The following is a 13,353-nucleotide window of genomic DNA, read 5'->3' on the forward strand; positions in this document are numbered from 1 at the left end:
CCGGAGTAAAAATTGCCAGCAGAGTGCCGATCAAACAGACTGCGATGGCAGTCTGCTTGACAGACCAACGTTTCGTAATACTGAAGGCACTGACACCGGCGGAATAGACATCCAAAAACGTAGTAGTGACGGTAGAAAAAATCACAATGAACAGTCCTGCCAAACCGAATCCGGCTTTGATCAGGATGACCGTGATATCGGACTCTTCGGTCAGGATGGCAGCTGCCATGCCAATCAGATACATCCAGGAACTGGTAAAAAAGTAAACGACGGCGCTGACCAGAGTTGCCGCTTTGGGATGGCGGGCAGTGCTGGTATAATCTGAAATCAGCGGCAGCCAGGAGAGCGGCATGGCTGCCGATAATTCGACCGCGGCGCCAAAGCGGATACCGCTGCTGAGAACAGACGTCGCCCGACCCCGGAAAATTAAAACGCTGAGCAGGATACTCAAAACAAACAAACCGGTCATGGCAATCGCATTCAGCCAATGCAAGCTTTTCATCCCGATCAGCAGCCAGAGAATCAGGAAGCCGCAGATCAGCAGGCTCCAGACCCAGCCCGGGGCATGCAGGAAAATCGTACTGGCTGCATTGGCTCCGCTGTAAATCATTACGGCAGTCCAACCGATCAGCTGCAAAATGTTCAGGCTGGCGAAAAGCAGCGAACCTTTTTTCCCAAAGGAGAGTTTCACCGTTTCCATCGCGCTGCGCCCGGTTTGAGCGCCGATCAATCCGGCCAGGTATAAAAGCAGACAGCCAAGCAGATGCCCGCTGAGGATAGCGGCAAGTCCCTGCCGCCAACCCAAAGGCGCCAGCAGCGTCCCGGTCATAATTTCAGCTAAGGAAATTGCGGCGCCAAACCAGAGCAATCCATGGCTGAAGGTAGAAGTGTTTTTGTTTTCCATCACAGAAGTCTCCTTACAGAAAATAGATGAATCCGGAACAGAGCATAAAAACGGAACAGAGCATAAAAAAAGGATATACCGACTGGTATATCCATGCTAAAGTAAGCAGTTATCACTTCCTCCGTTGGCATTATCCAAATCAGGTATAAGGGTCGAAGTTCGATTACTTCCTCTCAGCCTGCTGACAAGCTCCCCTGTTATTATGAAATTAAGCGCAGTATAACAGAAATATAATGATTTGTCAAATTGTCTTCCGTCAAATTACAAGCAAAGTCAAGCGGATTTGTTATGGTTTTTAGCGTTGATCTCCAATAAAGAAGACTGCCATAGTGCCTGGCCCCGTGTGCGCGCCGATCACCGGTCCTACGGGATGAATCATAGTTTTTTTAACGCCGAGTTCTTTTAATAGCTGTTCCAGGCGTTCGGCATCTGCAAAACAGTCGACATGCGAGATGTAAACAGTCTGTTCACTCAGATTATTTGCTTTTGCCAGAACAATCTCAGCCAGACGTTTGATCGATTTGTTTCTGCCGTGACCATTTTCCATACTGATCATTTTGCCTTCGTTATCAAAATGCAGAATCGGTTTGATATTGAGAATTGTACCAACCATCGCTGTAGTGGCTGGGATTCTGCCGCCGCGTTTCAGGTGATTCAAATCCTCCACCATAAACCAATGACAGATATGATATTTCATTTTTTCGGCAAATGCAGCGACTTCTTCGATCGAATGACCTTTTTGTTGTTCTGCTACCATGAGCGAAACGAGCAACCCTTGTCCAAGAGACGCGCTCAGGCTGTCAACGGTCATAATTTTGCGTTGGGGATATTGTTCGGACAATTCTTTCGCCGCCACGGTTCCAACATTATAGGAAGCGCTCAGAGCCGAAGAAAAACCAAGGTAGAGAATATCTTCGCCTTTTTCCAAGTGGGGTTTCATATAACTGATGAAATCATCGATGTTTGGCGCGGTGGTCAGGATGGATTGTTGTTCTCTCAGAAATTGATAAAAATCGTGATAGCTGATTTCTCTCTCATCCAGAAAATTCCGGTAGGTCTTCCCTGCGATGGTTAAAGCAAGCGGAATTGCCTCAACCTTCCATTCTGCTGCCAATGCGGCAGGAAGATCACAACATGAGTCTGTCAGAATGACGAAGTTATCCATGGTTTACCTCCTACTAAGATCGGATAGGATCGGGTGACCGGTTTTGATATGGAAACTCATTGCGATATTCCGTTCGGTCGGGTAAATCTGCCAAGTATCTTTTACTTCTTTAAAAATGTATCACATTTTAGCCGGAAAGTCAAGGTCAGGAAAAACGGACCTGCGAACAATAGGTCTTTTCCGGTTAATTATATCTTTGCTTTGTCGGAGATGGTAAAAAGTATGGTATAATGTGTAAATAATTTTACATATTCAGGATAACAGCTATTATTATTACTGATGTGTTCGCTACTAACATACTAATTTTAAAGATTTACTCTTGCGAATCGAGCATAATTTGTTGTATACTGGGAAAGTCAGGATGATTCGCTTTGCTTGTGACCTGAAGCATAAATGCTTGAAATCAGCGCAGCAGCGTGGTTTGCTATGACAAACGGAAGAATTGCAGCAGTAAAAAGCTGGATGAAATCCTTATTAAATTAATCGGCTGACAGGATCATAGAGGAAAGTGTAAAGGTGAGCGCATGAATCAGGAAATCATGGAGCATCTGATTGTCAATGCAGCGATTTTAATAGTCTGCGCTGCCTTTTATTTAGCTCCGCTGGAGAACTACCGTAAAAAATCTCTGGGTTTTGAAATCGTTTTGGGCATTGTGCCGGTCATCTTCGCTATCATAATGATCAGGAGTATGTCGCATTTCAATCCTGTGTATGGAATGGATGCCAAGTTCTGCGTTGCAGGTTTAACAGCGCTTTTTTTAGGTATTATACCGGCCGCCGTCACAGTTTTGTTGCTCAGCGCTTTTCTCCTGCTTTTGGGTGGCCCGGCAGCGCCGGCCGCTATCCTGATGCTGTTCGTTGCCGCCGCAATAGGTTTAATCTGGCAGCACTATCTGGGAAAGCGGCTTTTGTCGGGAAAAACCGTCGTCTGTTTTGATTTTTACCTCTTCGGTTTGTTGTTATCGTTTTCGAATTTGCTGTGTTTTGCTGTTTTCCCGGCTGCCGTGCTGAAAGATTTGCTGAGCAGCTTTGCCCTGCCGATGTTGTTGGTTTATCCGCTTTCTATTTCGATAGCCGGCACGATGATCACAGCACAGAAATCGTTTCGCTTATCCCGGAAAAAAGTTACCGAGAGCGAACTGCGCTTTCGCGCTCTCTTTCATACTGCTCCGATTGGGATTGCCATTGAGGTGGAAGATCACTTTCTTTATTGTAATCCGCTTTGCGAAAAAATTCTGGGCAGATCAAAGCAGGATATTGATCAGCAGGGTTGGATCAATCTGTCTCCGGCGGGAGATGCTGCGGAAACGCCGGCTCAGTTGAAAAATCATCTGACAGCTGCGATTCATGAATATGTTGTGGAAAAGAGAGTCCTCAGAGCGGATGGTTCGCTGATTTGGCTGCAGCTGTCCCTCCTCAGTCTGGCTGAAAAAGAACTTTTCGGTGAGCATGCTTATGCCTATTTCCTCAAGGAAATTACGGAAACGGTCACTGCCAAAAAGCAAAGAGAAACCGCTCTGGAGGATTATCGTGTTTTGTATCATCAGCATAAAACGGAATTGTCTTTACTGCAGTCTTTGTTTGCTTCCACTGCCGAGTGGATTTACTACAAAGATTTGAATCATGTTTATCTTGGTTGCAATAAAGCATTTGCACGATTTTGCGGTTTGACTGAAAAAGAAATTATCGGTAAGAAGCCCGCTGAGATCTTTGAGGTTTCCCGGGTGAAAGCGTTCAGTCTCTATGAGGAGGCGGCAATAACGGAACAAAAAACGACTCTCTGCGAAAGCGACTGCATGGATGCGCAAGGCAGGCAGAGCAGCATTGAGTTATTGCAAAGCCCCTATTATGATGAAACGGGAAAAATCCAGGGGGTAGTTGGAGTCGGGCACGATAGTACGGAGCGCAAACGGAGAGAGGCGGAAATACAATATCTCAGCGACCATGATGCATTGACAGGCGTCTACAACAGGGCTTATTTCGAAAAGGAAAAAATGCGTCTGGAAAGGACCAATGCGTTGCCGGTTTCCCTGATAGTGTGTGACATCAACGGCTTAAAACAAATCAACGACGCGTACGGCCATGAAGAAGGCGATGCGTTGCTTCTGGCTCTGGTCCAAAAACTGCAGGAGTGTTGCCGTCCGTCGGATCTCATCATCAGAGTGGCAGGCGATGATTTTTATATTATTCTGCCCGAGACGGATGCGGAGACAGTAGTAACCGTTTATGAAAAAATGATCAAAGCGATCGCCATCCTGGAAACCGAACCGGCCCAACATCAGTACTATGCCAGCACCGCAGCCGCCTATGCCAGTAAAACCACGAGCACGCAGTCTTTGGATGATATTTTAAAAATCGCCGAAGAATATCTGTACAACCGGAAGCTGTTGGCCCAATCCGGTATTCACAGTAAACTGTTGGTTACACTGATGTCTGCCCTGCATGAAAAAAGTAATGAAACGCAGGAACACGCCGAGCGAATGGCGCGCATGGCGACAGAGCTTGGCCGCCAGCTCTCGATGCCTTTGAACGATCTGGACACATTGGCTTTGGCTTCCGCGCTGCATGATATCGGCAAAATCAATATCGATTTCAGTATTCTCAACAAACCGGGTCAGCTGAATGATGAGGAGTGGCAGTTGATGAAACAGCATCCGGATGTGGGCTACCGCATTGCGCAATCTGTGCCCCAATTTGCAGCGGTCAAAGACATCATCCGTTCCCATCACGAACGTTGGGATGGCAAAGGTTATCCGCAGGGTTTGGTCGGAGAAGCAATTCCTCTGCCGGCGCGGCTGATCGCAGTGGTTGATGCTTATGATGCGATGACAGAGGATCGGGTTTATCGCAAAGCCAGGAGCCGGGCAGAGGCAATTGCCGAAATCGAAAAATCGGCAGGGACGCAATTTGATCCCAACATCGCCAGAGTATTTATCGATCAGGTCTTGCTTCAGGCAACGGAAGTGAATTCATAAGCGGTCTGCGGCAGAAATAATTCCGCCGAAGGCTTGCATTTTGCGGAAGAAAGTTTTATAATTCGATTGTTAGCACTCGACGTGACAGAGTGCTAACGAGATTAAAATTGAGGTGATTATCATGGCCAAGAGAGAGTTTAAAACCGAGTCAAAACGTCTGATGGAATTGATGATTAATTCCATCTATACGCATAAGGAAGTTTTCCTGCGTGAACTGATCTCAAATGCGAGCGATGCGCTGGATAAGCTTTATCTGAAAGAAATAGCGGAAGGCAAAGAAAAGATCAGCCGCGACGAGTTAAAAATCGATTTGACTGTGAACAAGGCCGAACGAACGCTGACTATCCGTGATAATGGCTGCGGTATGACGGAAGAAGAGCTGATCGACAATCTCGGCACGATTGCCAAGAGCGGCACCTTGGATTTCCGGAAGGCTTTTGAAGGGGAAACCGATGTGATCGGTCAATTCGGCGTTGGTTTCTATTCTGCCTTTATGGTCAGCAGCAAGATTACGGTCCGCAGCAAAGCCTACGGTCAGTCAACGGCAAATTGTTGGGAATCTTCCGGTGAGGATGGATACACTCTAACGCCCTGCGATATGGAATCGCACGGCACAGAAGTGACCCTCTATCTGCGACCGGACAGCGAGGATGAGAAATACAGCGAATATTTAGAACAATATACCTTAACGGATTTGATCAGGAAATACTCCGATTATATCCGTTATCCGATCCGCATGGAAGTGGAAACTTCCGTTCCTAAAAAAGACAATCCGGAAGAGTATGAAACCGTCAAAGAAATCAAGACCATCAACAGTATGATTCCCATCTGGCGCAAACAAAAAGAAGATTTAAAGGATGAGGATTACAACGGCTTTTACATGGATAAGTTCGGCGATTATCGCGAACCGCTGCATGTGATCAATACCAAGGTAGAAGGCTCCGTTACCTACAACGCGCTGCTCTTTCTGCCATCCGAACCGCCGTTTGGTTATTATACCAAGAACTTCGAAAAAGGGTTGCAACTTTATTGCAATGGTGTCATGATTATGGAGAATTGCGGCGAGTTGCTGCCCGATTACTTTGGCTTTGTCAGAGGAATTGTGGATTCCGCAGATTTTTCTTTGAACATTTCCCGTGAAATGCTGCAGCATGACCGGCAACTCAAACTGATTGCCAAGAATATCGAAAAAAAACTGCGCAGCGAATTGATGAAGATGTTGCAGGAGGACAGAGCAAAATACGAGAAATTCTGGAAGGGATTCGGCTTACAGCTTAAATATGGTATGTATGCGGATTACGGTATGCATAAAGACGACCTGAAAGATTTGATTCTTTTCCACTCCCTGAAGGAAAACAAATTGATTTCCTTTCAAGAGTATGTCGCCAAGATGCCGGAAGAACAGAAGCATATCTATTATGCCAGCGGTGAGACCGAGGCGAAAATCGCCGCTTTGCCGCAGAGTGATGCCATCCGGGAAAAAGGTTATGATATTCTTGCTATGACAGAAGAAGTCGACGAATTTGCCATCAAAGTCCTGCATACTTATGACGGTAAGGAATTTAAATCGGTGACAGACAGTGAGCTGGGCTTGGAAAGCGAAGCGGAAAAAGCCGAGATTCAAAAAAAGACGGAGCTCAATCAAGCGCTTTTGCAGGAGATGAGCAAAGCACTGGAAGGTAAAGTCAAGGCGGTCCGTCTGTCTGCCCGTCTGAAAAAGCATCCGGTCTGTTTGGTTAACGACGGTGAATTATCGCTGGAGATGGAAAAGGTACTGAACGCCATGCCAGCAGCGGAACAGAAGGTGAAAGCGGAACGGGTATTGGAGATCAACGCCGAACACCCGCTATTTGCCGTACTGACGCAGACGGTTGCGGAACAACCGGAAAAAATTGCCATGTATGCCCAGTTGCTCTATGATCAGGCGCTCCTGATTGCCGGCATGCCAATTGAAGATCCTGTTGCTTTCTCCAATGCGATTTCGCAATTGATGATCTCACAGAAATAGGCAGTTGCTCCGGAGCAGCCTCGGTCATAGCTGCTCTGGCTGAGGACAGCTTCGTCCAAGACCGCGGTCAGTGCCGCTGCTGACGGTGCGTCAGGCAATGATCCGTATCGGAATAAAAAGTTGCAGTGGATCTGCGCAAAACCTGCAGATCCATGGGATGAACAGGGAGGTGGAAAGTGATGCTGAAAAAAATACGTTACAATTCCCCGGTGGTGCTAACCTTTGTCGCGCTTGCTCTCATGGCTTTGGGTTTGAATCGACTGACCAATGGCGAAAGCAATCGTCTGGTCTTTTCGGTTTACCGCAGTTCCTGGTCGGATCCGTTGACCTATTTGCGCTTATTCTGTCATCCCTTCGGTCATTCCGATTGGGCGCATTTGAGCAGCAACATGATGCTGCTGCTGCTGACCGGTCCAATGCTGGAAGAAAAATACGGCAGCCTGCGCTTATCTCTGATTATGTTCATTACGGCAATTGTCACAGGATTGGTCCAGATGGTCTTTTTTGAGACCGCCTTGCTGGGAGCCAGCGGCATTGTGTTCGCCTTCATCATCCTCTGTTCGATGACGGGTTTGGAACGCGGCGGCATCCCCCTCACCTTTTTGATCATCAGCGGCATTTATCTGGGCGGAGAAATTTATGCTGCGGTCACCATCACAGACAACATTTCTCAAATCACGCATATCGCCGGCGGTCTGGTTGGCGCCATCAGCGGCTTTGCTTTCCTGCCGAAAAAGCCCAAACCGCCCGGCACATCGGAAGCAACCGTCATGCCGAACGAAAAACCGACGGAACCGGTGGTTAGCGGTTTCCCCACTGAACAATTGAATTAAGCAAAAAAACAAACCACCTCGATTTGGTAGCGAAGGTGGTTTGTTTTTTCCTCGGTTGTAAAGTAAAAAATCAGTTATCCCAGATAAGGTTTGCAAATGATCTCCTGAATCTTGGTATCAAAGATTCTTTGCGCATGCGCGGGTCTGATCACGAGCGCCGTATCCAAACCACCGCCGGTCCCACCGGCAGCAATGATATCAGTACCTTCAGTAATTAAGCCGCCGTCGAGTGCCATGATGCTGATCTCTGTGCAGACTTTCACGCCCTGTCCCAACATGCGCAGGCTGTGCGCGATGATTTCAACCGGATAAACACCCTGAAAGCGCGCAGAAATACCGCGTTCCGCGCCGGAGAGCACGTGCGTGGTGTGATAGACCTGCATTCCGGCAGCGCGAAATTCGGCATGTTTTGCTTCTGACATGGCGACTTTCCCCGGATGAAAACCACTGACTTCACCGATGATGAAGATTTGAAACTCTTTGGCATAAGGCAGAAAGAATGCGGCGGAATAACCAGTATATGAACTGACAACAATCTGTTTGATCCCCAAAGCCTGCGCCTTGGCAATCACAGCCTGCACGGTCGCTTCGGTGTTCTGTTTACCCGGTTTTTCAAACAACATGATAGTTTCTCCTTTTTTATATGGAAGTGGGACTGATGCCGGGGAACATGGCTTTTTCTGAATGATGAGATCAACTGATCATTCGCTTAAATAGAAGCTGCTGACAGCTTTGCCGCCGCGGACGCTCCTGGCGGTTAAGGTGATTTGATCTCCAGCCGCAGCTTTGACCAGCCAGGCGGCTTTGCCTAAACTGGTGGGAACCGCAGGACCCCAGCCGCCGCTGAAATGAGCGTTGGCATAACCCTGCAGGTTTCCCAGCGGGATCGATTTTTTGCCGTTGAGAATCTCGGCGCCTTCCAGACTGACAGAGTCCGGTTTGACTGCTTTTAAGCTCAGGGCTTTGTTGGTGATATTGGTCGGCAAGAAGCCATCATTGATCACGGCAGCCGTGATTTTCCAAAGCTTGTCATCCAGTTTTTCTTGTTTGATTTCATCAAAGCAGAGATGGGGCAGACAAGCCGCTTCCCGAATCGCCCATAAGGCGTTCTTATAAGTTTCACCGGCCAACAGGAAGGTGGGGGGATTCTGCAGATTGTATTTGGGATCCCAACCGCCGATTTCGACACTGCCAAGCTGCGGATGTGCAAAGGTTTGCCAATTACAGAAGCCGGCACCGGCTAAAACGCGGTCATTCCACTGCAGCAGGCGAATTTGAATTTCTTCTTTTTCTTCCGGGGTAGCCGCTTTTGCCGCTGCGGCGCGGTCGATCCCGGCCTGGCCGATTCTGTCCCAGAGCTCGGTAGTAAAACCGATCACACCTTTGTGCTCATACAGCCATTCCGGCAGGCAGGCGCGGTTGCTGGATTTCACATCCGGATAGCCGGTGACTTTGGTCCCTTCGGCAGCAACGGCACGGATACATTTCAAATCCATGGCGTCAATCGCCTCATCACCGTATTGGTAGGGATTGCGGAAGAAGATGCCGCCGGAGGTATGATAGGAATTGGCCAGGGCGATATTGGGATGCGCGGTAATAAACTCCACTACGCCGCGGACTTCCGGCTCGCTGGTGGGATAATCGCCGCCGCCCTGTACGCCCGGATTCCAGTTGGAAGGGAAGTTGCGGTTCATATCCAAATTGAAAGGGGAACGCACAACTTCAAACGGCTCGCCGTTGTAATTGTTGATTAAACCTTCCGGCAGCAGACGATAGAAGGCTTCGTCACTGTCCCAGGGCTCTCTGGGCAGCAGCAGACGGGCATCACGTTTGCTGATTTTCCAGGCGCCGCGCTTGTCATCGCGCAAACGCATTTGCAGAATCATGCCATTACCGTCAATATCCTGAGGATGCAGCCCCGGCAGATTTTCCATGTCAAGTTCCGGCCATGGCCGTACGGAGGAGCGCAGGGTGTTCGGCGTGGTCAGATAATATTCCGCGCCGTCCGGATTGACACGCGGCAGGATATAAAATGTATATTTTTCCAGCAGACGCTGGATTTTCACATCCTCATCGGCGCCGCTCAGCAAGAGATCGATCAAATTGAGAGCGGTCATACTGCCGGTGACCTCTCCGGCGTGAATGTTCGCTTCCACATAGAGCGCAGATTTGTTTTCCGGTGCGCCGCTTTTGCGGTCGGTGAGCGTCAGAGCCGGAATCTCACGCTTCTCATAGCTCTTGCCAATGCTTTCTAATGATGCCAGCTGAGGGTAAGCGGTGACGACATCATTGAGATATTGCATGATCTCGTCGTATTTGTAGTAACGGTCAAATGAAATGGGAACTTTACGCGCCAATTTAAAACACCTCCACATATTTAGATAGTAGAACATTTCTCTATCTGAAGGAAAAAACCTTTCTGCAATTTGAATAAAATACAAGGAATCAGCGGCTGTTTTGTGGAAAAGGGCAGCAGGGTTAATTCAAATTCAGTCCGGCACCGATTGAATTGAGAAGAAGGGGGCTTTTTGATGTATGATTTATTGTTTAAGAATGCCTGTCTACTGGATGGCAGCGGCGCACCCTGGCAAAAGGGGGATTTAGCCGTCAAAGACGGAAAAATCGTGGCGGTCGGTTATGTTCCGTCCGAGCAAGCCAGGGAAGTCATTGATGCCAGCGGCTTGGTACTCGCTCCGGGATTTATCGATATTCACTCTCATTCCGATTTTTCCATCACCCAAGTTGGACTGGCGGAAAGCCGCATCCTGCAGGGGGTGACCACCGAACTGGGCGGTGACTGCGGACTCTCCGCGGCTCCGGTCAATCCGGAAAAACTGGACTTACTGAAACGCTATGTCGGTTTTTTGGATCCGGGTATGGAATTTTCCTGGCAGAGCTTTGGCGAATATCTGGATCAGATGGAAGCGGCCGGTTACAGCTGCAACTACGGCGGCATGATCGGTCACGGCACGGTGCGTTTGGCCGTGATGGGTTTTGACGACCGCAAACCGAGTGCTGAAGAGATGGCACGGATGCAGCGACTGACCGCCGAATCCATGCAGCAAGGCGCTTTTGGTCTTTCCAGCGGCCTGATCTATCCGCCCGGTTGCTATGCCGATGTGGACGAATTGGCGGAAGTTGCCAAAGCGATCGCGCCGTACAAGGGTTTTTATGAAACACATATGCGCGATGAGAATGACTACATTCTTGATTCTGTACGGGAGACGATCGAGGTTGGCCGCCGCGCCGGCATTGCCGTACAATGTGTCCATCATAAAGTCACCGGCCGCAAAAACTGGCGCATTTCCAGTTATGCGACGCTTGCCTGTATTGAAGCTGCCCGCCGGGAAGGAATCGATATCACCCTGGATCAATATCCCTATATTGCCTCTGCCACGACCCTGACCTCGATGCTGCCGAAATGGGCTTTTGTGGGCGGTATGGATGAGATGATCAAGCGGCTGGAGGATCCAGGCGACAGAGCCAGGATGCGCGCCGAAATACTGGCTCATTTTAAAAAATCGCTGCGACGCTTCAGTGATATCGTGATAGCAGATCTGCCCAGCGCAGCCAATAAACACCTGATCGGTAAGAATATCGAAGAAATCGCCATGCTGCAGGGCAAGGACCCAATCGATGCCGTCCTCGATCTGATCATTGCGGAAAAAGGCACCGTCAATCAGATTACTTTTGGTATGTGCGAAGAAGATGTGGAAATGATCATGAAACACCCGTTGGTGATGATCGGTTCCGATGGCAGCGCACTGCCCTTGAGCGGCAGTGATATTCCGCATCCGCGCAATTTCGGCACCTTCCCGCGCGTTCTGGGGCACTACTGCCGGGAACGCGGACTTTTTCCGCTGGAAACAGCCGTCTGGAAAATGACCGGTTTTCCGGCAGCGCGCATGGGCTTACCGGACAGAGGCCTCTTAAAACCAGGGTTCTGGGCGGATTTGGTCTTATTTGATGCTCAGACCATCATTGACACACCAACCTATACCAACCCCAAACAAGCCTGTCAAGGCATTTTACGCGTTTATGTCAACGGCGTACTGACCGCCAGGGATGGCCGGCACACCGGTGCCAAAGCGGGAAAGATTTTACGCAAAGGCAAATAAAGAGGAGGCAGAGATATGTTTGATTTGATCATTCGCAACGGATTCGTGCTGGATGGCAGCGGTGCCCCCGGCCTGAAACAGGATCTGGCGATCGCTGACGGCAAAATTGCAGCCATCGGCTATCCCTTAAGCGGCAAAGCGGAACGCGAAATAGACGCGGGCGGCTTGATTGTCAGCCCGGGTTTTATGGATATGCACAGTCATGCCGATCGCTCTATTCTGGCCAATCCCAAGGCGGAAAGCGCCATCCGTCAGGGCATTACTTTTGTCCTGGCAGGTCAATGCGGCGGTTCGGAAGCGCCGCTGACCGAAGCAGCGCGGCTTGAATTACAGAAAAAGCGGAAAACAAACGTAGACTGGCATACGATGGATGAATTTTTCAAACGATTGGAAGCGGATGGCATCGCCATCAATTTGGCCATGCTGATCGGTCAGGGCACGATCCGTCATCAGGTGATGGGTATGAACCCCGCTCAGCCCAGCGCGGAAGAACTGGCGCGGATGTGTCAGATGATTGATCAGGCCATGCAGGACGGCGCCTATGGCTTATCCAGCGGGCGCCGCTATCTGCCAGGTTCTCTGGCAAGCCATGAGGAAATTGTGGCAGTCAGCCGTCCGGTAGCCAAATACGACGGTTTATATGATTCCCATATCTACAATCAGGATCTGCAGGTAGAGCAGTCGCTGGCCGATCTGATCGATGTCGGCCGCCAAAGCGGCGCCAGACCGCATCTTGCGCATCAGAAGGTATGCGGCAAGCGCAATTGGGGCAAGTCGAAGGAATGCCTCGCCATGATGGAAGCAGCCAGAGCAGAAGGCATTGATATCCTGTCCGATCTTTACCTGCATCCTTATACGCAGATTTATCCCATTGCCACGCAAATGCCGGCATGGCTGCTGCAAGACGGCCTGGAAGCAGCGCTGCAAGCGATCAAAGCTCCGGAAATCTATCAGAAAGTTGCTGCGGAATTGGCTGCTTTTGAAACAGCCAATCCGGTGCGCTACCAATCGGTGCTGGGCAATGGCATCCTCTGGTGCCGGACAACCGCCGGCCTCGAGGGCCTCGATCTCGGCGAGGTGATGGCAAAATGGCAGTGCAATTACGCCGAGACGGTGCTGCGCTTATTCCTGGAGAATGAAGGTCAGGTCAAAACCGCCGGCATTATGGGTGAGGAAGATATCGCCCGTATCCTGAAACACCCCTGCTCCATGGTTGGAACCGACAGCTTTGTGGTGGATGAGCGCCGGATTGATCTCCTGGAAGCGCATCCGCGCAATTATGAAACCTATCCCGATACGATCGCCAAGTATGTGCGGCAGGAAAAACTGCTTGATCTGGCGACCTGCATT

At 49.5% G+C, this 13,353-nt stretch carries 9 protein-coding genes and 1 riboswitch; of the genes, 5 read left to right on the forward strand and 4 right to left on the reverse strand.

Translation table 11 applies throughout. The features are described 5' to 3' along the window. Both cytX and LLG09_00215 read right to left on the reverse strand, forming a co-directional pair. On the reverse strand, nucleotides 1-904 hold a 904-nt coding region (cytX, locus tag LLG09_00210), incomplete at its 3' end, for a putative hydroxymethylpyrimidine transporter CytX (GenBank protein MCE5195558.1). 99 nt (nucleotides 905-1,003) lie between these two features. Beyond that, nucleotides 1,004-1,110: riboswitch (TPP riboswitch) on the reverse strand. An 89-nt stretch (nucleotides 1,111-1,199) separates the two neighbouring features. Then, on the reverse strand, nucleotides 1,200-2,069 hold the full coding sequence (locus tag LLG09_00215) for a DegV family protein (GenBank protein ID MCE5195559.1): 870 nt from the start codon (nucleotides 2,067-2,069) through the stop codon (nucleotides 1,200-1,202). Nucleotides 2,070-2,593: 524 nt separating this feature from the next. Here LLG09_00215 and LLG09_00220 point away from each other — a divergent pair. The 3 genes from LLG09_00220 (at nucleotide 2,594) to LLG09_00230 (ending at nucleotide 7,885) form a co-directional block, all read left to right on the forward strand. Continuing rightward, on the forward strand, nucleotides 2,594-5,044 hold the full coding sequence (locus LLG09_00220; protein MCE5195560.1) for a diguanylate cyclase: 2,451 nt from the start codon (nucleotides 2,594-2,596) through the stop codon (nucleotides 5,042-5,044). 121 nt (nucleotides 5,045-5,165) lie between these two features. Next, nucleotides 5,166-7,052: a molecular chaperone HtpG gene (htpG, locus tag LLG09_00225; GenBank protein MCE5195561.1), complete on the forward strand. Its 1,887-nt coding sequence runs from the start codon at nucleotides 5,166-5,168 to the stop codon at nucleotides 7,050-7,052. 179 nt (nucleotides 7,053-7,231) lie between these two features. Continuing rightward, a complete protein-coding gene (locus tag LLG09_00230) occupies nucleotides 7,232-7,885 on the forward strand; it encodes a rhomboid family intramembrane serine protease (GenBank protein MCE5195562.1) in 654 nt (217 codons plus the stop codon). Nucleotides 7,886-7,959: 74 nt separating this feature from the next. Here LLG09_00230 and LLG09_00235 read toward each other — a convergent pair whose 3' ends face one another. Both LLG09_00235 and LLG09_00240 read right to left on the reverse strand, forming a co-directional pair. Further along, nucleotides 7,960-8,508, reverse strand: coding sequence for a hypothetical protein (locus LLG09_00235; protein MCE5195563.1), 549 nt, complete (start codon nucleotides 8,506-8,508; stop codon nucleotides 7,960-7,962). Nucleotides 8,509-8,586: 78 nt separating this feature from the next. Further along, nucleotides 8,587-10,242, reverse strand: coding sequence for a M14 family metallopeptidase (locus tag LLG09_00240; protein ID MCE5195564.1), 1,656 nt, complete (start codon nucleotides 10,240-10,242; stop codon nucleotides 8,587-8,589). A gap of 174 nt (nucleotides 10,243-10,416) precedes the next feature. On the opposite strand from LLG09_00240, the gene LLG09_00245 reads away from it, so the two are divergent. Together LLG09_00245 and LLG09_00250 are read left to right on the forward strand one after the other, a co-directional pair. Further along, a complete protein-coding gene (locus tag LLG09_00245; protein MCE5195565.1) occupies nucleotides 10,417-12,003 on the forward strand; it encodes a D-aminoacylase in 1,587 nt (528 codons plus the stop codon). Nucleotides 12,004-12,018: 15 nt separating this feature from the next. Further along, nucleotides 12,019-13,353, forward strand: a 1,335-nt coding sequence (locus LLG09_00250) for an amidohydrolase family protein (GenBank protein ID MCE5195566.1), incomplete at its 3' end; no start/stop codon positions are given.

The sequence above is a fragment of the Negativicutes bacterium genome (genome assembly GCA_021372785.1).
Taxonomy (GTDB): domain Bacteria; phylum Bacillota; class JAAYKD01; order JAAYKD01; family JAAYKD01; genus JAJFTT01.

What these genes read in the sequence shown, in the direction of transcription:
- LLG09_00215 (MCE5195559.1), bottom strand. Translation starts at nt 2,069, where the DNA reads ATGGATAACTTCGTCATTCTGACAGACTCATGTTGTGATCTTCCTGCC.
- LLG09_00220 (MCE5195560.1), top strand. Translation starts at nt 2,594, where the DNA reads ATGAATCAGGAAATCATGGAGCATCTGATTGTCAATGCAGCGATTTTA.
- htpG (MCE5195561.1), top strand. Translation starts at nt 5,166, where the DNA reads ATGGCCAAGAGAGAGTTTAAAACCGAGTCAAAACGTCTGATGGAATTG.
- LLG09_00230 (MCE5195562.1), top strand. Translation starts at nt 7,232, where the DNA reads ATGCTGAAAAAAATACGTTACAATTCCCCGGTGGTGCTAACCTTTGTC.
- LLG09_00235 (MCE5195563.1), bottom strand. Translation starts at nt 8,508, where the DNA reads ATGTTGTTTGAAAAACCGGGTAAACAGAACACCGAAGCGACCGTGCAG.
- LLG09_00245 (MCE5195565.1), top strand. Translation starts at nt 10,417, where the DNA reads ATGTATGATTTATTGTTTAAGAATGCCTGTCTACTGGATGGCAGCGGC.